We start from the raw sequence: 22,160 nt of genomic DNA on the forward strand, positions 1-22,160 counted from the left end.
GAATTTGCCGGTACCGAATCCTTGAGGACTAACAGCGTGTACAGCTTATGTTCTACAATACTTGCCCACCTGGGCTCAATCACATTTAACTGCGAAAATACTATTCTTTTTAATATTAAAGTCACAGTCGAACATAATGGAATTGTGGCCTTGTTGCAAAATTACTTTGATGCATAAACAGTTTTTGGTACGATTTTTATAGCCAATAGATAAGTAACGTTTATTAACTTTGCAAAAGTTGCGTAATCCATTCAATGGACAATAAATATTCTAGATACATTCACATCATCCATTTCCTGGGCGATGTACTTTTTCTGAACCTGGCTTTCCTGGTTGCCTTCTACATGAAGTTTGACCGGGTGCTCACCGTGCAGGACGAGAAATACCTGTCTTTGCTTTCCTTTCTGAACATTTTCTGGATACTGGTTGTGTTTGTTGTTCGTCTTTATGACATATACAGGGTCACCCGTATCGAGAAAATCATACTTAACCTGCTTCGTGCGCTGGGTTTGCAAATTCTGTTGATCTTCTCATTTATTGTTATCCAGAAGGGATACACGTTGTCGCGTGAACTGCTCATGCTGACCTTCCTGATTTTCGGGCCTGTGCTTTTCGGATGGCGCTTACTGGTCTTATATATGTTGTCTGTGTATCGCAAGGCAGGCTACAACTTCCGCCGTGTGGTTATTGTGGGGTGCGGTCCGGTAGGAAAGGAGTTGCAGAAATTCTTTGAATCGGATCTTTCATACGGGTATCATTTTGTCGGTTTCTTTGACAAGAGCCAGGACGATTGTCTCTCACCAGATAAGTTCCTGGGAGAAATAGGCGAAATCAAATCATTCTGCAGGCGCGAGAACATTGATGAGATCTATTGTGCCATGCCCTTGCACGAAACGAATATCATCAGGGATTTAATGGCTTTTTCTGAAAACAACCTGATCCGTTTCAAGATCGTGCCTGACTTCCGGGCGTTTGAAATGCGTCGGGTGGGTATCGATTTTTACAACAACATCCCCGTTATGATCATGCGGAACGAGCCCCTGGAAAATGTGGTGTTCCGATTTGTCAAGCGTTGTTTTGATGTGGCATTTTCCTCTCTCGTTCTGGTGGGTGTGTGTTCATGGTTGTTCCCTCTTATTGCCATATTGGTCAAACTCGACTCAAAAGGGCCGGTATTTTTCAGGCAGAAAAGAACAGGAAAGGACAACAAAGAGTTTTGGTGTTATAAATTCCGTTCCATGCTGGTGAATGATGATGCCCATCACGTTCAGGCAACCAAGGGAGATTCCCGTATTACGCGGGTGGGCGCTTTTCTCAGGAAGACCAGTCTCGATGAATTCCCCCAATTCTACAATGTGCTCAAGGGCGACATGTCGGTTGTAGGTCCCAGACCACATATGTTAAATCACACCAAAGAATATGCTACCATTGTAGACAAGTTCATGGTCAGGCATCTGATCAAGCCTGGTATCACCGGCTTGTCACAGGTGCTTGGGTACAGGGGTGAAACCGAAACCCCTGAGATGATGGAAAACCGCGTGAAAACGGATGTGTACTACATCGAGAACTGGTCCATGGTCATGGATCTAAAAATCATCGTGAAAACCGTATTGAATATGGTGCGTGGCGATGAAAATGCCTATTGATCCAGGAGAGCGTCAATGGCGTCTCCGATTTCCTTCAAGTGAGCCATCCACGTAAGTTTGAGTGCAGCAGTCTGACGTCCCGTCTTGCCAATTTGTGAGCAAAGCTGAATGTCCCCGGCCAGTCGAAGGATGGTTTCAATCCATTGCTCCGGTGATTCAGCAACCAATAGATCTTTTCCCGCTTGAACCGGAATTCCTTCCAGCGCTACCGGGCTGGCAACAACGGGGATGCCACGGTACAGATAGTTCAATACTTTTACTTTCATCCCGCTTCCGTACCGCAAAGGGGCAATGGCGATCCGACTGTGGGCATACAATGGCCCCAGGTCCTCTACAAAACCCGCTATTTCCACATTGGGGATGGATTTACTGGCCTTTTCAATGCGATTGTCCCTTTGTTTTCCAGCAATGACCAGGTGTATCCCGGGGTCTTTCTGAACCACTTGCGCCCACACATGGGATAAAAACCAAAGCAAACCGTCAATATTGGGTTCCCACCACAAAGACCCTACAAACAAAACCTGTTTGGGAGTATGGCTGAAATCCATTTCCGGCCAGGATAACATTTCATCGTTTCCCAAATGATAGGTACCCGTAAAATGAGAAGTGTCCAATCCCTCCCTTTTCAGTACGTCCCGGTCATTTTCGGATGCAAGTACGAGATCCGATCTTCGGATGTATTCCTTTTCCTTTCTTAAAACCCTGCCGGCCTCCCATCGTGTTACAAGTTTCTTTGGCCATGACGTTTCTTCGATGCTATGTCTCTTCCAAAGCAGGAACTCCGCGTTGTGTGTATGTAAAACAACTTTACATGGAGGTACCTCAGGGACATAACAGAACATTTCATAATGATCCACAAACAAGATGTCGCAATCCATGGCGTATTCATTCACAACTTCTGCGACCTCCTTGTCGTAATTCCTGTAAATCGGCAGGGGGGTTCTTTTCAGGATGCTTTGGAGGTAGCTGGAAGCATTGCGCGGAATGTCTACAGCCTTTGAAAAATAACGAGCCGGACGGAGTTTATCCAACATGTCTGCTTCGCCCTCACTCGTTTGTCCTTTTTTCAGACAAACAAGACTCAGCTCATGGGTTTGCGCGAAATACTCCAGCAACTTCCATGTCTTGATCGTGCCACCACTTGCAGGAGGGAAGGGAATTTCATGTGTGATGAAGAGCATTCGCTTTTTCATGGGATGAGGTTGACCTCCCTTTCCAAAGTCACTCCGAATTTCCGGTGCACGTCGTGCATCATCATTTCTGACAACCGGAGGATATCTGATCCGCTTCCGTGCCCATGGTTCACCAATACCAGTGCTTGTCGTTTGTGTACACCTACCTCTCCTTCTCGGTGGCCTTTCCAGCCCGCTTGCTCAATCAGCCAGCCCGCGGCCAGCTTGACCTGACCGTTTTCCTGCGGGTATACCGGCATGTCAGGATGAAGTGTCTTTAATTGATTTGCAAGCCCTGCATCGATCACCGGATTCTTAAAGAAACTTCCGGCATTGCCTATTTCCGAAGGATCGGGGAGTTTGCTTCGTCGGATGCGGCATACGGCTTCGCTTACATCGCGTATTGCAGGGTGCGAGATCCCAGCCTTCTCCAGTTCTTCCACCAGGTTGCCATAGGCTATATGAACAACGGGATGCTTGCTCAGTCGCAAGAGGATGGATGTAATCACATACTGATCTTTTGCTGCATGTTTGAATATGCTTTCCCTGTATCCGAAGGCACAGGATGTCCGGTCAAATGTTTTTATCTCACCTGATTCAATGTGCAATGCCTCCAGGCTCTCGAAAACATCCTGCAGTTCCGCACCGTAAGCACCAATGTTCTGCATGGGCGCAGCACCTGCACTTCCAGGAATCAGCGACAGGTTTTCGATGCCGCCCCATCCGTGTTCAACCGCAAACATCACCACTTCATGCCAGATTTCACCACCGGCCGCACGCAGCCATACATGTTCATCGTCCTCGCGTTCCACCGAAATGCCTTTGATCCCGTTGAGCAGAACCACACCTCGGTAGTCATTTCTGAACAGCACATTGCTGCCACCACCCAGGATGAGTTTCGGGAGATCTTGGAAACGCGTATCCCGGAAAGCATTCCGGAAATCCTCCACCGAATCGCAACGGATAAGGTACCGGGCTTGTACCTGGCAATGGAATGTATGGTAGGGAACCAGGGATATGTTTTCCTGCAACATCATAAACAGCGGGCAACAAAAATAGGGCATAAGTTCGTTTCTTTACCCAACCGCTCGCAAGAAGATGGAAAACAGGCAACGTATTTGCTTTTGTGTCACCAATGACCTGGTCACCGATCAGCGCGTGCTACGTCATGCCCGTGTTGCGGCAGCATTGGGTATGGATGTGATGGTGGTGGGGCGGCAACTTCCCGAAAGTGCGTTGTTGAATGACTACCCGTTCCCCGCTGTTCGGTTCCGGCTTCCCTTCAGGTCGGGGCCTTTGTTTTATGCAGCATATAACTTACGGCTTTTTGTATTTCTGCTTGGGGTGAGGTGTACGCACATCGTTGCGAATGATCTGGATACGCTTCCTGCGGCGTACCTGGCAGCCGGTTTGCGCCGGCTCCCGCTTATTTTCGATAGCCATGAATACTTTACCGGGGTGCCCGAGTTGATGGGAAGACGGCTGGTGAGAAGCATCTGGAAAGGATTTGAAAAATGGCTGGTGCCGAAGGTAAAGTACCGGGTTACCGTGAATGATTCCATCGCGGCGCTCTTTGAAAAGGAATACGGGTTAAAGTTCGAAGTGGTCAGAAACATCGGGGAACAGAAAACCGGCGTGGTGCATGCCGGTAGGAATGAACTGGGATTGCCTTCGGACAAAAAGATCATCATCCTGCAAGGATCCTGGATCAATGTAGACCGCGGCGCGGAGGAAGCGATTGAAGCTGTCGTTCGCCTGGAAGGCGCGCTTCTTCTTATCATTGGAGGAGGTGATGTGTTCCCATTGCTCCGGAAGCGGGCTTCAGAACATGATTGTGCCGGAAAGGTGAAGATCATGGACAAGATGCCATCCGAACGCTTGCGCCAATATACCGCCCATGCCGACCTGGGCCTGACGCTCGACAAAGACAGCAACATCAATTATCGTTTCAGTTTACCCAATAAATTGTTCGACTACATCTCGGCCGGGGTGCCGGTGCTCGCAACACCCATGGTGGAGGTGAAGAACATCGTTGAAACATACGGTGTCGGAGAGGTGACCGCATCCCTTGAACCGGAATTGCTGGCGGAACAGATTCGCAACATGCTGAACGATGAGAACAAAAGGCATGCGTGGAAGTCCAACCTGAAAAAGGCAGCATCCCAGCTTACCTGGGAGCAGGAAAAAAAGAAGTGGGAAGCGGTATTGAATGCCGCCGTCAAAACTTAACGGACCGCACCCAGCATACATCCCAGCTTATACAGGTCGAAATAAAACAAGCTCGGGTTGGATGAGAGCAGGTTCTTTTCCAGCCAGGGCATTTTGATTCGCATTACTTGTCTAATGAGCCCCCGGAGCCTCCACCTCTTAAGTTTTCGATAGGTTGCCAGCAATTGAATGTGCCGGTCATCCACGCCCATGGCATCCAGTCGCAACAAGTTTTGTACGCCTTCTCTTGTTTTCTGAAGAAAGGATGCGGCGGTTTCCAGGCCGATGTGTACCAACGGATTGTTGATGTGTTCGATGGGTATGCCAGCAGCTTCCAGTTCCAATCCCCACAAAGTATCTTCGTGTCCGTATCCTTTCAGTGTTTCCGACAATGGGTGGTTCAGCACCACCTGGCGCGGAACCAGGATGTTGTTGGTCATGAACTGTTGGTAACCGCTTCTTCCCTCTGCAGGGATGGCTTCTCGGTTGCTTCCGTACAACCAATGTAACATGAGTTGCTTGTTGTCGGGTGGGGATGCCTGGTAAGACCTGCCTCCATATACCACCATGTCTTTGTTCAGGAAAGGGACATAGCGTTCGATGAACCGGCCGTCGGGAAGGGCGGCATCACAATCGAGCAGTAAAACATGATCATATCCGGCTTCTTGCGCCAGGCGATTGCGGATGGCACTCCTTCCTATGTTTTCCGGTAAAGCCAGGTAATGAGCATGCGGCAGATCGTTGCAAACGGTGGCATTGTGTTCGAAACCCGGTCCGGATCCATCGTCCATGCACAGCACCTCGAAGGGGATTCCTGATGAAGTGGCCTGTTCGTGCAGTTCGCGGATCAGGGCTCCTGCATCAAACCTGTATATGGGAACCAGGATCGAAAGCATGGCCGTGTAGGTCAGGCGTTGGTGGTGGCTTGCTCAAATACTTTGCCGTCATCACAAACAACGGTTCGTGACGGGAATTTTTCCATCAGGGAATAATCGTGGGTTGCCATAAGCACGGCCCTTCCCGATGTGCTGATTTCTTTCATGAGTTTCAGGATGTCCTCTGAAGTGGCCGGGTCAAGGTTACCTGTGGGTTCGTCAGCAAGGATAACGTCAGGGTCATTGAGCAGCGCCCTGGCGATGGATACCCGTTGCTGTTCGCCGCCGGAAAGTTGGTGGGGGAACTTGAATCCTTTGGTGCCCATGCCTACTTTCTGCAACACATCTTCTACGCGGGCATCCATGTCGTGCTTCTTATGCCATCCGGTGGCTTTCAGTACGAAGAGCAGGTTGTCTTTGACAGACCGGTCCGACAGGAGTTGGAAATCCTGAAAGATAATGCCCAGCTTGCGTCTGAGGTGGGGAATCTTGCGCCGTTTGATTTTTTGCAGGGTGTATCCGGCGATATCAATCTCTCCTTCTTCAAAGTGAAGATCGCAGTAAAGGGCGCGCAGCAACGAACTTTTTCCGCTGCCTGTCTTACCGATCAGGTAAACGAATTCACCTTTGTTGATTTGAAGATTCACATCCGACAACACCAGGTGTTTGTTCTGGTAAACGGAGGCTTGTCTGATGGAAATGATGGTGTCTAGGCCCATGTATTATGCCGGGTTTTCTGATGTGTTATCGGGAAGCACCAGGCGTTGGATCTTACCGAATGGAAGCTCGGCAATAATACGCTGGATAACGGCTTCTGCGTATGAAAGTCCACATTTTTCCAATGCCTTTTCAGGCCTGTCAACCCTGAAGTACGCCTTCAGGGTGAAGTCGTCTTCGCGGATCTGCACATAATCGGGAATGCGTGCCTTGCCCTTGATCTTCAGAATATACATGACCACAAAGTTAGAAAATACGCATGAGAAACGTTGCCGCCCGTAAAAACACGGGAAGGAATCCTTTTAACAATAGTGCGTTAATAACTTCCGTTTCAAATTCCGGGTCGGGGAGGGTCCCATGTATACCTTTATATTTTGATGAACATTGCTTTGTTGAAGCGGTTGAAATACCTCCTTTTGGTGATGTTCGCGGTGATGTTTTCGGGGATGGCTATGGCCCAGAAAACGGAAATGCCCCGCGATCCGCGTCGCTTTTTCCGCGAAGGTCTTACCTTGTTTGAAAAAGAAAAGTATGGTGCGGCCCAGGAGGCTTTCACAAGGGCCATTGCCATGGCTTCCAGTCCCTACGATGAGATCGCCGCGGAATCTGAGTACTACTATGCGTTGTGTGCGATAGAGTTATTCAACAAGGATGCCGAGGCCAGGATTACCCAATTTGCATACAAGCATTCCGAGCACCCCAAGGCAGCGAAGGTGCCGTTTGAGTTGGCACTGTACCACTTCCGGAATAAGAACTACCGGAAAGCAGCTCAGTATTTCGAGCAATGCGATGTGTATGATCTCACGGATGATGAAGTGGGGGAATATTATTTTAAAAACGGCTATAGCCTGTTTGCGAAAGAGCACTTCGATGAAGCGTCGCGGAATTTCTTTCAGGTAAAGAACAGCGGGTCGGTTTATGCCCCGCTGGCCAAATACTACCATGCGCACATCGCTTATACGCAGGGCAACAATGAGACGGCCCTGGAAGAATTCATGGAGCTTCGCGACGACCCCAATTTTGCGCCCGTGGTTCCCTATTATATCAGTCAGATTTACTACCTGCAAAGGCGCAACGAAGAACTGATTGCATACGCAACCCCGTTGCTTGATTCGGTGATCCCCAAGCGGGAAGCGGAGATTGCCCGGCTGTTGGGTGAAGCATACTACCGCACAGGCCGCTTCAAGGAAGCTGTGCCGTACCTTGAAAAGTTCCAGGAGAAAAGTTATTTCGCAAGCCGGGAAGATCTGTACCAACTCGGGTATGCCTACTACAAAAGCATGCAATGGGAACCCGCGGTGAACGCTTTCAAACAGATCGTGTCCGTCAACGATTCCCTTACCCAGTATGCCTATTACCACCTGGGTGATGCGTATTACAAGTCCGACCAGAAGACCTATGCACAGAATGCTTTTGCAGCGGCTTCCCGCATGAACTATGATCCGGATGTAACGGAGAATGCATTGTACAACTACGCAAAACTTTCCTACGAGCTTTCTTATAACCCTTACAACCGGGCCATTTATGCCTTCCGTGATTACCTGAACAAATACCCCAAATCTTCCCACAAAGAAGAGGTGTACCAATACCTGATGAGCATCTTCTTCACTACCCATAACTACAAGGGAGCGTTGGAAGTTCTGGAGTCGATGAGCAGCATGGATGCCAAACAGAAAGCGGCTTACCAGGAAGTAGCTTATTACCGTGGACTCGAACTATACGGAACCAAAAGATATCCCGAAGCCATCGCTCATTTTCAGAAGTCGCTCACCCAACCCATCAACCGGAAAACAGAGGCGTTATCACATTTCTGGATGGGCGAATCATGGTATAAACGCGGTGGGTACAATGAGGCATTGAAGGAATATGAGCAGTTCACCCTGGTGCCGGGGGCATTCAACCTGGAGGAATATCCCGTGTCTTATTATGGCAGCGCATATGCTTTTTATAAGCAGCAGAATTATGCAGAGGCCATTACCTGGTTCAGGCGATTTGTGGATGACAACCGGGTGAAAAGCAAGCCGAGATTGAATGATGCCTTTTTACGCATTGCTGACGGATATTACCTGAACAAAGATTTCTACAATGCACTTGAATATTATGGTAAAGCCATCGGGGTGGGGGCCAATGATGTTGACTATGCCATGTACCAGAAATCAATGGTGCTGGGTGTGCTGAGTAAGTACCAGGAGAAGATACAGATCCTCGAGCAAATGCTGTCCAAATATCCGAAGTCGGGTTTTGCAGCGGCAGCGGCTTACGAACTGGCCAACACCTATCAAACCATGAATCGGGTGGATGATGCACTCGCGCAATATAAAAAGGTAGAATCGGATTACCCCGGCAGTGTGTATGTAAAAGATGCCATCCTGAAGGGCGGACTGATGCAGTTGCAGTCAGGAAAGGTCACCGAGGCGCAAAATGCTTTCGAGAAAGTGGCCACCGAACATTACGGATCGGATGCCGCCCGTCAGGCCCTGAAAGATCTCCAGGATATTTACATCGAACGCGGCAACGTGGATGATTTTTTCGATTGGTTGAAGGAACATTTACCTGGTACTTCACTTGAGGAAGTGTCTCAGGATTCCATCCTTTACCTCGCTGCAGAGAACAAGTACATGAAGAGCGATTGCGCCGGCGCCATGCAGGATTTCAGTTCCTATCTGCAGCGCTTCCCTGAAGGTATATTCAGTGTGAATGCCCAGTTCTACAGAGCGGAATGCCTCAATTTCATCGAGGATTTTGACAAGGCACGGGCCGGATATAAATACGTGATCGGTCGTCCGAAAAATGTCTTCACGGAAAAATCTCTCAGGTCCCTGGCAGATATCGAATTCCAGCAAAAGAAGTTTGATCAGGCGTTGGATTACTATCGCCAGCTGGAAAAAATAGCGGAATCACAGGCCAACAGGCAAAGTGCGCTGGTTGGGCAAATGCGCTCGTTGGCACGACTGGATCAACCCGCTGCATTGATCGAAGCGGCTCAACGTGTGCTGGCCATGGAAAAACAGGATGTCGGACTCACCGTGGAAGCCCACCTGATGATGGCGGATGGGTTCTACGTGCAGAATGAACTTGACAAAGCATACGATGAGTATGACTGGGTGGTGAAGAAAGGCAAGAGCGCTTCGGCAGCAAAGGCACTTTACCAGATGGCCCTGATCAAACACACCCGACAGGATTATAAAGCATCCGAAACCCTCATCTTCCAACTGATCGGGGATCTGACCTCCTACGACGAATGGGTAACAAAGTCATTGTTGCTGCTGGCAGAGAATTATTACCAGCAAGGTGACATGTTCCAGGCCAAGTACACCCTGCAAAGCATTATTGACGACTACAAAGGCACTGAATTGAGAGAAAAGGCGATCCAGCGACTCCAGCAACTGGAGGAAGAGGAAAAGGCCGGAAAAGTCAAGAAAGAGAAAGAGGAACTGGAAATAGAACTTGACCCCAACGCGAACCCGCCGGCTGATAACACCGCACCCAATGAGGAGGATCACAAGGATGAGTAAAGCCTGGAGATATATACCCACCCTGGTGATGGTGGTATGTGTCGGAAGCTCGGTACGGGCACAGGATAAAGACCTGAAGCCCGTGGAGATCGTGGTTCAAACCAGCTTTAAACCGGCGGTGACTGAAGCTGTGCGTTTGATGGACGAACCGCAGATTCCGGACACCACCCTGCCGACCCCGAAACTGGAATACGAAGTGCTGCCGCGTCAGGTGGCTACGGATTATGCACCGGAACCGATCACTGCAGCCAAGTTCAAGGGAGAAAAACTACCTCGTTTGTATAGGGGGTATTTTCAGGGCGGCGTGGGAAATTACACCACTCCGTATGCCGAATTGTACCTGAATTCCATCCGCAACAAGAAATACTCACAGGGGCTTCATCTGAAGCACATGTCATCAGCGGGAAATTTGCTGGACTATGGATACAGCGGCTTTAGCGACAACCTCGCTACGGTGTATGGTAAACAATTCTTGTCCACATTCACACTGAATGAGTCCCTGAACTGGAACAGGCAGGTGGTCCATTATTACGGGTTTAACGACCTGGATACCCTGATCCCTTACTACCATATTCCGGTTGAAAAGAATGACATCAAGCAGCGGTTTGTCGGATTGGATGGAAACATAGGTTTTCTGAGCCAGCAGGTGGATACCGGTAAGATGCACCTGCACGGCGATTTGGGTTTCAGAAGGTTTGAGGATCTGTACGGGACGGGTGAAAGTCACTTGCGCATTCAGGGAGGGATGGAGCAAGCCTTCCACACGGAATTCCTGCAGATTGATTTGCGCACGGATTATTACCGGCAGGCGTTGGTGCAGGATACGGCATCCGCCATCATCCTGAACCTGAACCCGCGGATCAGCACCCGGCGCGAGAAATGGTACTTTACGTTGGGCCTGAACCTCTTCCTTGAGTCAGATAGTCTGCGGGAAATCACTTTCTTCCCGGATGTGCAACTGGGCTTTCACTTGATACCAAAGGTTCTTACCGCTTACGTGCAGGGCATCGGGGATGTGGAACGGAACGACCTGGGAAGGCTCGCCGAAGCCAATCCGTTTATTTCCACGGATAGCCGGGATTTCCTGATGAAGAACCGGCGGGAGTTGAAGGTCAGGGGCGGATTAAGAGGTGCATTGAGCCAACACACGGCTTTCCATGTGAACTACAGCCTGAGCAACATCGAGAACGAGTTGTTCTTTATTCAAGATCCTGATCTGGTGCTTTACAACAAGTTCCTGCCCGTTTATGACGGACTCATGGCGCATACGTTCCGGGGCGAAGTTTCCTTTGATGATCAGCGCAAGATCAGGGTCACTGCATCGGCCCAATATGCCACCTACGAAACCGACTCCATCCGGTCCGCCTGGTACCGTCCGCAGATGAAGGGAGGATTGTCGGCCAGGTACAACATGCAGAACAAGATCCTGCTTCAACTGGATGCCTTCTATGTGGGCAAACGGCCTTTCCTTGATCCGGAAAACCCGGTGGTGAAAACAGACCCTTACCTGAAGGGTTATCTTGATCTCAATCTGAGGGTTGAATACCGCTACTCCAAGATCCTCTCCGCTTTTGTGAGGTTGCAGAACCTGACAGGCAAGCGTTACATGGTCTGGAACAACTACCCATCACAGCGTATTCAGCTGCTGGCAGGCTTCAGTTATTCCTTCTGGGGTCAGTAAGTCTCCGTGTTAATTAAATGTTGAAAAAAAGCAACCGTTATGCGCCGTTGAAGGCGGCCCGGGAAGCCAAAAATGCTATCTTTGCCTAGCCCCCGGAAAAACTGGGGTTTCGGCAGATTTTTCGCGTCAAAAAAGCAACGGGAAATGACTTTCGGAATCCGGTAAAATCCTTAGCGTTCAGAATGGATTGTCAGCGCAGGTATGGCCGCGGGTGAGTGTTCGTATTATACTTAGAAGAAATGGAAACGAAAATGGCGCAGGAAAAAGATTATTCAGCTTCCAGTATACAGGTGTTGGAAGGCCTTGAGGCCGTGCGTAAGCGTCCGGCGATGTACATCGGTGATGTGTCTTCGAAGGGCTTGCATCATCTGGTATATGAGGTGGTGGATAATTCGATTGATGAAGCGCTGGCGGGGTATTGCCGGAACATTGAGGTATTCATCAACCCGGATCAGTCGATCACCGTGAACGATGACGGTCGAGGTATTCCCACCGAGATGCACGAGAAGGAGAAGAAATCGGCGCTGGAAGTGGTGATGACGGTCCTCCACGCAGGAGGTAAGTTCGATAAGGACACTTATAAGGTGTCGGGCGGTTTGCACGGTGTGGGTGTTTCCTGTGTGAACGCCCTTTCTACACATGTAACCGTGGAAGTGCATCGCAAAGGCAAGGTCTTCCAGCAGGAATACGAAAAGGGAAAGCCGCTCTATCCTGTGAAGGAAGTGGGTACCACCGATCGTACGGGCACCCGTACCACGTTCCTTCCCGATGCATCGATTTTCACCACGACCGAATATCAATATGATACTTTATCGGCGCGCCTCAGGGAACTGGCCTTTCTGAACAAAGGCATTCATCTGACCCTGACGGATCTGCGCCCGAATGAACAGGGAGAGCAACGCAAAGATGAGTTCTTCTCCGAAGGTGGTCTCCGGGAATTCGTAGAGTTTCTGGATGCCACACGGGAAAAGCTGATCCCCGAGCCCATTTACATGGAAGGCGAAAAAAACGGAACCCCCGTGGAAGTTGCCATGCTCTACAACAGCACATTCTCCGAGAACGTCCATTCGTACGTCAACAACATCAATACACATGAGGGCGGTACACACCTGGCGGGTTTCCGTCGTGCGCTCACCCGCACCCTCAAGGGATATGCAGAGAAATCAGGCATGCTGGCCAAGCTGAAATTCGAGATCAGCGGAGATGATTTCCGTGAAGGACTCACCGCCGTTATCTCAGTGAAGGTGGCGGAGCCCCAGTTCGAAGGACAAACCAAAACCAAGCTGGGAAACAATGAGGTGACCGGTGCTGTGGATGTGGCTGTGGGTGAAATGCTCACCAATTACCTGGAAGAACATCCGAAGGAAGCCAAAACCATTGTTCAGAAAGTGATCCTGGCTGCACAGGCCCGTCATGCCGCTCGCAAGGCCCGTGAAATGGTGCAACGCAAAAGCGTGCTCACCGGCACAGGTCTCCCGGGTAAGTTATCGGATTGCAGTGAAACAGATCCGCACCAATGTGAAATATTCCTGGTTGAGGGAGACTCGGCAGGTGGTACGGCCAAGCAAGGTCGTGACCGCAGGTACCAGGCCATCCTACCCTTGAGGGGTAAGATCCTGAACGTGGAGAAGGCCATGGGACACAGGATCTACGAAAACGAGGAAATCAAAAACATCTACACGGCACTGGGAGTTACACAGGGAACGGAAGAAGATGAACGCGCCCTGAATACCGAAAAGCTTCGTTACCACAAGATCGTGATCATGACGGATGCCGACGTGGATGGCAGCCATATCACCACCCTGATTCTTACCTTCTTCTTCCGTTATATGAAGGAGTTGGTGGAGACCGGCAACATCTACATTGCAACGCCTCCGCTTTACCTGGTGAAAAAAGGCAGGGATGAAAGGTATTGCTGGAATGATGCCGATCGTGATGTGGCCATCAAGGAATTTGCCAAGGAAGGCAAGGAAAGCAGTGTGAACGTTCAACGGTACAAGGGTCTCGGAGAAATGAATGCCGAGCAGCTTTGGTCTACAACAATGAACCCGGAAACGCGTACCCTGCGGCAGGTGACCATTGAAAGTGCGGCTGAGGCAGATAGGATCTTTTCCATGCTGATGGGAGATGATGTGCCACCGCGCCGTGAGTTCATCGAGAAGAATGCCAAGTACGCCAAGATCGACGCGTAACGGATCGTTCGACACAGATTCGGTTGCTCAAATGCCGGCTGCGTGAAAACAGATTCAACCCCGGAAAAGGATGGCGGATGTCAAATTTGTTATCTTTGAAGGGTTTTGAAGGATATCAATTGCTAACCATAATCTTTACTTATCATGAAAGTCAGTGTTATCGGAGCTGGCAACGTTGGCGCCACTTGTGCGAATGTAGTTGCACATAAAGAGTTGGCCAACGAAGTTGTTATCGTGGATATCAAGGAGGGACTCGCAGAAGGGAAGGCCCTGGATATCTGGCAGACGGCTCCCATTAATTTGTACGATTCCCGTACCATCGGTGTCACCAACGATTATGCGCGCACAGCCGGATCGGACGTGGTGGTGATTACTTCAGGTCTTCCCCGTAAACCGGGAATGAGCCGCGATGACCTCATCGCTACCAATGCGGGTATCGTGAAAACGGTTACTGAAAATGTAATGAAGCACTCCCCGAATGCCATCATCATCGTGGTTTCCAACCCGCTGGATGTGATGTGCTATTGTGCTTACCTCACTGCCAAAGTGGATTCCCGCCGGGTATTCGGTATGGCCGGTATCCTGGATACCGCTCGCTATCGCGCTTTCCTTGCCGAAGCTTTGGATGTGTCTCCGAAAGATATTCAGGCTCTGTTGTTGGGTGGTCACGGAGACACCATGGTTCCGCTTCCGCGCTATACGACCGTGAGTGGCATTCCCGTAACCGAGATGATTGATAAGGACAAACTCGATGCCATTGTAGATCGCACCAAGAAAGGCGGCGGCGAACTGGTGAACCTGATGGGAACAAGCGCATGGTACGCACCCGGTGCGGCAGCTGCCCAGATGGTGGAAGCCATCGTTCGCGATCAGAAAAGAATCTTCCCTTGCTGCGCATGGTTGCAGGGCGAATATGGCATGAAAGACATCTACCTCGGCGTTCCTGTAAAACTTGGCAAGAATGGCATTGAAGAGGTGATCGAAATCCAACTGAACGATGATGAACGTGCACTGCTTGAGCAATCAGCGGTAGCGGTTCGTGAAGTGATGGGTGTGCTGGATGGTATGCAGACTGCCTGATCTGTTTTTAAGATAATAGCAAAGGCGCTTCAAATTGAAGCGCCTTTTTTTGTGCAGATGGGTGACCGGTGTTCTATTGCCCGATCACGAAGCGGCTGTAACGTTGCGCGTCTTCCATACGAAGATTGAGCTGGTAAACGCCCTGGGCCAGGTTGTCTGTCGGGATGGTTTGCTGGGCTGAGACCAGTGTGCCGCTTCTCAAAAGTTTTCCCGTCATGTCGGTAATGGTGTAAGGGACTGCACCCTGGCTCCACGGGGTGTTCCATTGGATCCGGATCTGATCTTTGGCCGGGTTGGGGAATACCACAAAGGCAGCGGATGATTCACCTTTGACAGGTTCGGGTTCAATGCCGGTGATCAGTTTACCCCAGAAGAGTGCCAGGCCGCCTCCGTAGTTGCCTATCACCAGGTCTATGATGTTGTCGTTGTTCAGGTCGGCGCCGGCAATGGTTGTGCGTTCTCCTTCCCAGATGTTCATGTAAGTGGTATCTGATTCGGTGAAGGTACCGCTGAGGTTGCCATCGATGTTTCCGTAATGATAAATGTACCCGCTTTCCGAACCCAACAGCAGTTTTAACTTGCCGCTGTCTTTGTACAGAAAGGGCGTGCTGTAACCGGTGTAGTATCCAAACTGCCGGACATCCACATCTCCGAAATTTTCATCAAACCCGATCCCTATTGCTACGGAACCGGAAGGCTCATCGTAGGAAGGGTCATCGCGGATGGCATTGTACACTTCAATGTACCTGCTGCCGGCATTCACTGCGGTAATTTCGAATGTGCCATTGTTGGTGAAGCTGGTGCAGCCGGTTACCGTTAGTTTGTCGCCGGGCCAGAGTTTGCTGAGGTTGGTGGTGCCCAGGATTGTGTACCGCACGGTGTTTCCGCTTTGCCATGTTACTGCATCTATATCCAGGTTAAACATGGGGGTGTTGATGGTGCCCAGGTTAGGGAAGAGGTTCAGGTTTCCGTTACGTTCACCCATCAGCAGGTCGGGAATGTTGTCGTTGTCCACATCCACGATCTGGGGTGCGGAGAAACTGCCGCAGTCGATGGATTGGTAGTTGGCCTGTTTCAAACTGAAACTGGCAGGGTTGCCCGGCCCGGCGCTGTTTTCGTAATAGTGTATCACACCATTGTAATCACCGATCATCATGTCCTTGTCCCCATCCCCATCCATGTCGCCGAAAGTCGGATAGATGTTGTACAACCCCAGTGAGGAAAGTCCCAGGTAATCCCGATCTATCAAGGCAAAAGAAGGTTGATTTACCGTGCCCACATTTTTGAACAGGGCCAGTTTGGATTTATAGTTTCCGCCTCCTTCGTAATATCCGTAGTTGCCAACAATCATGTCGAGGAGTCCGTCTGCATTGTAATCAAAAAAGGCTGGATTGGCGCCTTGTCCCAGATCAATCATGTCTTCCTGTAGCAAAGATTCTGTTTGTTTGACGAAGATGGGTGCATTGTCGGTATTCGTGTTCTTGTAATACCATACGCTTTTGAAGTTTTCCGAGGTGTTTTGGGAATTGGCGCTAACGATCAGGTCGCGTTTGCCGTCGTGATTTATATCCTGGTAGAATGAGGCAGGGAAAATATCCATGTCAGTAGGTACGTCGTACGATGGGAAGCTGGTGTCTTGCGCCGTTACCAGCGCTGAACTTACCGTACCTCCGTTGGTGAGTTGTACCAGATTAGGAAATGAGATATCACCCAGGATCAGGTCCTTGTCGTTGTCACCATCCATATCCAGTGCCAGTACCGTTGAACCGGAATGTATGGAATGATCTGTGCGATCGGTTTCGTCGGGTGCCGCTTTTTTGTACGGGCAGGAAATGTTCATGGTCACTTTGTTGTTGCTGATGTTTTCACTGAAATAGCCCCAGCAGTCGGGTTGCCGTTTGAACTTAAGACTATCGGCGTGGCCGAAAGTTTCCATCGAAAGGTTCTTGTGGAATTCCACGGTTTGGCCGTTCTGCTCGAAAGTGAGCACATCCACGTCGCCGTCGTTGTCGATATCGGCAATGGCGGGGATGTCGGCCGGACTGACATACAGGTTGGGGAAGTTTGTGGTTTGGGTATGCACCAGTGGATCGATCAGTTGAAAATCCAGTACACCGGATGAAATGTTCTTGTATACAGCAAAGCCACTGTTGGAATATCCGAAGATGTCTTCCTTGCCATCATTGTCATAATCGACCAGCAACACCCAATCGTGCAGGTCGGGGAAGAACTTCGCATATTCGGGCATGTACTTGTAGTTGATGGTGTCGGTTCCTCCCTGGAAAATAAATGGGAAGATTTTGTTCCCGGTGCGATCGAATACGAACAGGTCTTTCTTTCCGTCCAGGTTCATATCAATGCTGGATACCTGCACGAAGTTCAGTCCGCCCGCCCAGGGGAACCTGAACGGTTTGCCTCCTTCCTTGACCACGGTTGTCGTGTCGCGGTCATATGTTAATGTTTGTGCCTGCCCCTGGAAGGCGGCGACACAGAACAGAAAAAGGATGGGTGCAAATAGGTTTTTCATGACAAATGCTTCTCTAACAAATATACAGTAAAAACCTACGTTGTGTTGCTTTGTTCACGCGGGAGGTTTGTGTGGTTGGGTGAACGGTTGGGTACAAGCGGATTTCGGTCGGCGTGCAGAAAAGCCTGAAGAGCTTAAAAAGTAGGACATGAATCTGAACAGAATCCTGTCGACTTGTTAAGCTTTACGGAATCGCAGAACCCAATTGGTTATTAAGGTATGATATTCTATCTTTGCCGCCTGTAAATTTTTCTCACTATGCAAAATAAGACTGCGATACAGATATTCACTGTTGTTTTCGCGTTGGTTTGTCTCTTTCAGATTTCGTTCACCTGGATCGGATATCAAGTGCGTGAAGATGCCAAGGCATATGCCAATGGCGACCTTAAAAAGGAGAATGATTATCTCGACTCCATCAAGACCAAGCCTGTATATAACCTGGGCATCAAGAACTATACATACCAGGAAGTACAGAGCAACGAGATCAACCTCGGGCTTGACCTGAAAGGGGGAATGAATGTAACGTTGGAAGTTTCAACAGTGGACCTGATCCGCAGCATGGCCAACAACAGCCAGAACCCTACCTTTCTTCAAGCGCTGCAGAATGCCCAGGAAGCACAGAAGCATTCCAACCTGGATTTCGTGACCCTGTTCGGGCAGGAATTCAAGAAGCTGGATGCCAATGCACAGCTGAAGACGATTTTCTCTACGCTGGAATTGAAGGATAAAATCAACTTCGAGTCAACCGACGAAGAAGTGTTGACGGTGATCCGCGCAGAAGCCAATTCGGCCATTGATCGTACCTTCAATATTCTCCGCACACGTATTGACAAGTTTGGCGTTACTCAACCCAATATCCAGAAGCTGGGTAACTCCGGCCGCATCCTGGTAGAACTGCCGGGTGTGAAAGATCCTGAACGTGTAAGGGGTATTCTTCAGCAAACCGCCCAGCTGGAATTCTGGGAGACCTACGAGGCAGGTGAAACGTATCCGGTGCTGGAGAAGGTGAACAGCCGCCTGGCACAAATGAATGTAAGCGGTGAGGGAAAAGAAGGTGCCGATAAGGAAGATGCATTGGGTGCGTTGACATCACCGGATTCAACGGTTGTTGCGGATTCATCCAAAGTGACCATCGATCAAACCGCTCAGGAAACTGCTACTTCCAAAGAAGACTCCATCAACGATGCTTTGAATGCCCTGCTGGGTACCGGCGATTCTACCGGCTCTGACACATCCGCCAGCGCTCAGAACAAATCTTTTGAAGAATGGTCGAAGGATAATCCGTTGTTCGCAGTACTGCATCCGCTTCTGGATAGTGATAATCGCCTCAGAAGTGGTCCGATGGCCGGATATGCGGCTATCAAAGACACTGGTAAAATCAATGAATACCTCAATATGCCGGAGATTCGCAACCTCATGCCGAGGGATATGATGCTTCGCTGGGGTGTGAAGGCTTTTGATGATGAGGGTAGGTTCCTTCATTTGTACGCACTCAAGGTTACCAACCGTGACGGTAAACCCATCCTGGCAGGTGATGTGGTGATTGATGCCCGGCAGGAATTCGGTCAGAACCGCGCAAACGCTGAGGTGGTGATGGTTATGAATCCGCAGGGTGCCAATTCCTGGAAAAAGATTACCAAAGAAGCTTCTTCTCAAACACCCAAGCGTGCTGTTGCTGTTGTGTTGGATGGATATGTGTATTCAGCTCCCACCGTTCAGGGTGAGATTCCGAATGGTATTTCAACCATCACCGGCGACTTCGATATCAAGGAAGCGGAGGATTTGGCCAACGTACTGAAAGCAGGTAAACTTCCGGCTCCGGCACGTATCGTGCAGGAAGCGGTTGTAGGACCATCCCTGGGAGACGAGGCGATCCGAAGCGGTTTCATCTCGTTCGCCATCGCCCTGATCCTTGTGTTGGTATACATGGTATTCTACTATTCCAATGCCGGTATGGTGGCCAACGTGGCGCTGATGGCAAACATCTTCTTTATTTTGGGCGTGCTTGCTTCACTCGGAGCGGTGCTCACCCTGCCTGGTGTTGCGGGTATCGTACTCACCATTGGTATGGCTGTGGATGCCAACGTGCTTATCTATGAGCGCATCCGTGAGGAACTGCATAAGGGCAAGGGCGTACGTCTGGCATTGAAAGACGGTTATATGGCGGCCTACTCATCCATTGTGGATGCCAACGTAACCACGATGTTGACAGGTATCGTTCTGTACGTGTTTGGAACCGGCCCCATCCAGGGTTTTGCTACCACGCTTATCATCGGTATCCTGACTTCCCTGTTCGCAGGTATCTTTATTACCCGTCTTGTGTTTATCTGGATGATGGACAAGGATAAGGGAGTGCGTTTCTCCACAAAAGCAACGGAGAATCTGCTGAAGAATGTAGCTTACAAGTTTGTTGAGAAAAGAAAGATCTACTATGCAGTCTCCGGAACGTTGATCCTGCTGGGAATCGGCTCGCTGGTGACCAAAGGCCTGAACTACGGAATTGATTTCGTTGGTGGCAGAAACTATGTGGTGCGATTCGATAAGGATGTCAGCACCACCCAGATTCAGGAGGCGCTGAAAGTGCCGTTCGGCGGAGAAGTTCCTGAGGTGAAGACTTTCGGTGAATCCAACCAGGTGAGTATCACCACCAAATACATGATCGACCAGGAAGGTTCGGATGTGGAACAACAGGTGGAAGATAAACTGAAGGAAGGAATCTCCACTGTTCGGCCAGATGGCTGGGAAGTCATGGGTTCACAAACCGTAGGCCCTACCATTGCAGATGACATCAAACAGAATGCGGTGTGGGCCATTGTGTTTTCCCTTTTCGTGATCTTTGTGTATATCCTGATCCGTTTCAAAAAATGGCAGTTCGGGCTGGGTGCCTTGCTCGCCCTGTTCCATGATGTGGCGTTGGTGGTTTCCTGTTTCTCTCTCCTTGATGGCATCGTGCCCTTCTCCATGGAGATTAACCAGGCATTCATTGCTGCGATACTTACCGTAATCGGTTATTCCATCAACGACACCGTGGTTGTGTTTGACCGCATTCGTGAGTACCTTGCAGAACACAAACGAAGTGAAATGGGTGTGGTGATCAACAATGCGTTGAACAGCACCCTGAGTCGAACATTCAATACTTCCATGACTGTGTTCCTTGTGTTGTTGGCTATCTTCCTTTTGGGTGGTGAGGTGATCCGGGGTTTCTCGTTCGCATTGCTGGTGGGTGTGGTTGTTGGTACCTACTCATCCATTTGCATCGCCACACCGGTTGTGATTGACCTCGCGAAGAAAGGCAGTCAGGAAGACAAGAAATAATCAATACGAACAGCAAATGCTGCTATTTTTTGATCTTGGCGGCGGTGAGTTGGTGCTGATCATTCTGGTGGTCCTGTTGTTCTTTGGGTCCAAGCGAATTCCGGAACTGGCCCGGGGGCTGGGCAAAGGCATGCGGGAATTCAAAAATGCGGCCAATGCCGTGCAAAAGGAGATCCAGGACAGCGCCAAGGATTTGAAAGACAGCACAGACCTGACCAAGCACATTAAGGAATAGCCTTCTTCGGGCTATGAATGATTACCTCTATTTACTGGGCGGCTTGATCGCACTGGTGGTTTCAGGGGAGTTTCTCGTGAGAGGAGCAGTTGCCCTGGCCCTGAGAATGCGCATTTCAACCCTGGTGGTTGGAATGACGGTTGTTTCATTTGGCACTTCAGCTCCTGAACTTCTGGTAAGCGTGCAAGCTGCATTGGGTGGCCACCCGGATATTGCTATTGGTAACGTAGTGGGGTCGAATGTGGCCAACATCAGCCTTATTCTGGGAATAACAGCGTTGGTTGCCCCGGTAGCTGTGAACCGCATATCGGTCAGGATCGACTGGCCCATGATGATGATTGCGTCCCTGCTTTTCTGGTGGTTTGCTTCAGACGGACATATTTCGCTTTCGGAAGGAAGTGTGTTTCTGGTGATCCTGGTGACCTTTATGACGTGGCTTGTGATTAAGTCGAGACGTGAGGGTGAGCAGGGTGACGCGGGAGTGGATGAAGAGGGGGTTGTTCAACGGTCGACTAAGCCCGTCTGGCAAAGCCTGCTGTGGGTGATTGCAGGATGTGTTGGATTGGCGTTCGGCGCGGATTGGTTGATCAAAGGTGCTTCAAGTCTTGCTATTAAATGGGGAATTTCAGAGTACGTGGTTGCGGTCACGATCGTAGCATTCGGTACCAGCGTTCCCGAACTCGTTACTTCCATCATCGCCTCACTGAAAAAGGAAACGGATATTACCGTAGGCAACCTGATTGGTTCGAACATTTTTAACCTCCTGGGTATTTTGGGTTGCACTTCGCTCTTTTCAGACATTGCCGTAACGGAGACCATTCGCTCCGTAGATGTATATTGGATGATGGGCATCGCCCTGTTGATCCTGCCCTTGATGGCATATCGCTTCCGGGTGAACCGCCTGTCCGGATTCCTTTTGCTGATTACATACCTGATCTATATCCTGCACTTGTTTTAACTTTTTTTGCGGAATCATGTTGTTTTTGCAGGGGGTGTG

General features: G+C 49.9%; 15 protein-coding genes. 9 read left to right on the top strand and 6 right to left on the bottom strand.

Annotated elements, in window-relative coordinates; all coding sequences use genetic code 11:
• Nucleotides 1–254 precede the first annotated feature (254 nt).
• On the top strand, nt 255–1,646 hold the full coding sequence (locus H6585_03650) for an undecaprenyl-phosphate glucose phosphotransferase (GenBank protein ID MCB9447423.1): 1,392 nt from the start codon (nt 255–257) through the stop codon (nt 1,644–1,646).
• On the opposite strand, the gene H6585_03655 is transcribed toward H6585_03650, so the two are convergent.
• Together H6585_03655 and murB are read right to left on the bottom strand one after the other, a co-directional pair.
• Nucleotides 1,640–2,839 carry a glycosyltransferase gene (locus tag H6585_03655; GenBank protein ID MCB9447424.1) on the bottom strand — a complete coding sequence of 400 codons (1,200 nt, stop codon included), beginning with the start codon at nt 2,837–2,839 and terminating at the stop codon, nt 1,640–1,642. The two genes, H6585_03650 and H6585_03655, sit on opposite strands and share 7 nt — an antisense overlap.
• Nucleotides 2,836–3,855 (bottom strand): UDP-N-acetylmuramate dehydrogenase, encoded by a 1,020-nt coding sequence (gene murB, locus H6585_03660; GenBank protein ID MCB9447425.1) that lies wholly within the window; start codon nt 3,853–3,855, stop codon nt 2,836–2,838. Before murB ends, H6585_03655 begins: the two co-directional genes overlap by 4 nt.
• A 61-nt stretch (nt 3,856–3,916) precedes the next feature.
• Between murB and H6585_03665 the strand changes: the two genes are divergently transcribed.
• The gene (locus H6585_03665; protein ID MCB9447426.1) at nt 3,917–5,047 is read left to right on the top strand and encodes a glycosyltransferase; all 1,131 of its coding nucleotides are present in this window, start codon (nt 3,917–3,919) and stop codon (nt 5,045–5,047) included.
• On the opposite strand, the gene H6585_03670 is transcribed toward H6585_03665, so the two are convergent.
• The 3 genes from H6585_03670 to H6585_03680 are packed head-to-tail and all read right to left on the bottom strand — an operon-like array spanning nt 5,044 to nt 6,854.
• Nucleotides 5,044–5,922 (bottom strand): glycosyltransferase family 2 protein, encoded by an 879-nt coding sequence (locus H6585_03670; protein ID MCB9447427.1) that lies wholly within the window; start codon nt 5,920–5,922, stop codon nt 5,044–5,046. The two genes, H6585_03665 and H6585_03670, sit on opposite strands and share 4 nt — an antisense overlap.
• Before the next feature lie 11 nt (nt 5,923–5,933).
• Nucleotides 5,934–6,620: an ATP-binding cassette domain-containing protein gene (locus H6585_03675; GenBank protein MCB9447428.1), complete on the bottom strand. Its 687-nt coding sequence runs from the start codon at nt 6,618–6,620 to the stop codon at nt 5,934–5,936.
• A 3-nt stretch (nt 6,621–6,623) separates the two neighbouring features.
• On the bottom strand, nt 6,624–6,854 hold the full coding sequence (locus H6585_03680) for a fructose-6-phosphate aldolase (protein MCB9447429.1): 231 nt from the start codon (nt 6,852–6,854) through the stop codon (nt 6,624–6,626).
• 141 nt (nt 6,855–6,995) lie between these two features.
• Here H6585_03680 and H6585_03685 point away from each other — a divergent pair, with 141 nt between their 5' ends.
• The 4 genes from H6585_03685 to mdh all read left to right on the top strand — a co-directional run bounded on the left by H6585_03685 (nt 6,996) and on the right by mdh (nt 15,086).
• Entirely contained in the window at nt 6,996–10,133 is a 3,138-nt protein-coding gene (locus tag H6585_03685) for a tetratricopeptide repeat protein (protein ID MCB9447430.1), read from the top strand.
• The gene (locus H6585_03690; protein ID MCB9447431.1) at nt 10,108–11,814 is read left to right on the top strand and encodes a TonB-dependent receptor; all 1,707 of its coding nucleotides are present in this window, start codon (nt 10,108–10,110) and stop codon (nt 11,812–11,814) included. Before H6585_03685 ends, H6585_03690 begins: the two co-directional genes overlap by 26 nt.
• A 251-nt stretch (nt 11,815–12,065) precedes the next feature.
• Nucleotides 12,066–14,006, top strand: a complete 1,941-nt coding sequence (gene gyrB / locus H6585_03695; GenBank protein MCB9447432.1) for a DNA topoisomerase (ATP-hydrolyzing) subunit B — start codon at nt 12,066–12,068, stop codon at nt 14,004–14,006.
• Between the two features lie 144 nt (nt 14,007–14,150).
• The gene (gene mdh / locus H6585_03700) at nt 14,151–15,086 is read left to right on the top strand and encodes a malate dehydrogenase (GenBank protein ID MCB9447433.1); all 936 of its coding nucleotides are present in this window, start codon (nt 14,151–14,153) and stop codon (nt 15,084–15,086) included.
• A 73-nt stretch (nt 15,087–15,159) separates the two neighbouring features.
• On the opposite strand, the gene H6585_03705 is transcribed toward mdh, so the two are convergent.
• Nucleotides 15,160–17,613: a T9SS type A sorting domain-containing protein gene (locus tag H6585_03705; GenBank protein ID MCB9447434.1), complete on the bottom strand. Its 2,454-nt coding sequence runs from the start codon at nt 17,611–17,613 to the stop codon at nt 15,160–15,162.
• A gap of 258 nt (nt 17,614–17,871) precedes the next feature.
• On the opposite strand from H6585_03705, the gene secDF reads away from it, so the two are divergent.
• Genes secDF through H6585_03720 form a run of 3 tightly spaced genes read left to right on the top strand, consistent with a single transcriptional unit; the run spans nt 17,872 to nt 22,121 of the window.
• A complete protein-coding gene (gene secDF / locus H6585_03710; protein ID MCB9447435.1) occupies nt 17,872–20,928 on the top strand; it encodes a protein translocase subunit SecDF in 3,057 nt (1,018 codons plus the stop codon).
• Between the two features lie 16 nt (nt 20,929–20,944).
• Nucleotides 20,945–21,163: a twin-arginine translocase TatA/TatE family subunit gene (gene tatA, locus H6585_03715; protein MCB9447436.1), complete on the top strand. Its 219-nt coding sequence runs from the start codon at nt 20,945–20,947 to the stop codon at nt 21,161–21,163.
• 13 nt (nt 21,164–21,176) lie between these two features.
• Nucleotides 21,177–22,121 carry a calcium/sodium antiporter gene (locus H6585_03720; GenBank protein MCB9447437.1) on the top strand — a complete coding sequence of 315 codons (945 nt, stop codon included), beginning with the start codon at nt 21,177–21,179 and terminating at the stop codon, nt 22,119–22,121.
• Nucleotides 22,122–22,160 lie beyond the last annotated feature (39 nt).

Source organism: Flavobacteriales bacterium, assembly GCA_020635855.1.
Classification (GTDB): Bacteria; Bacteroidota; Bacteroidia; order JACJYZ01; family JACJYZ01; genus JACJYZ01.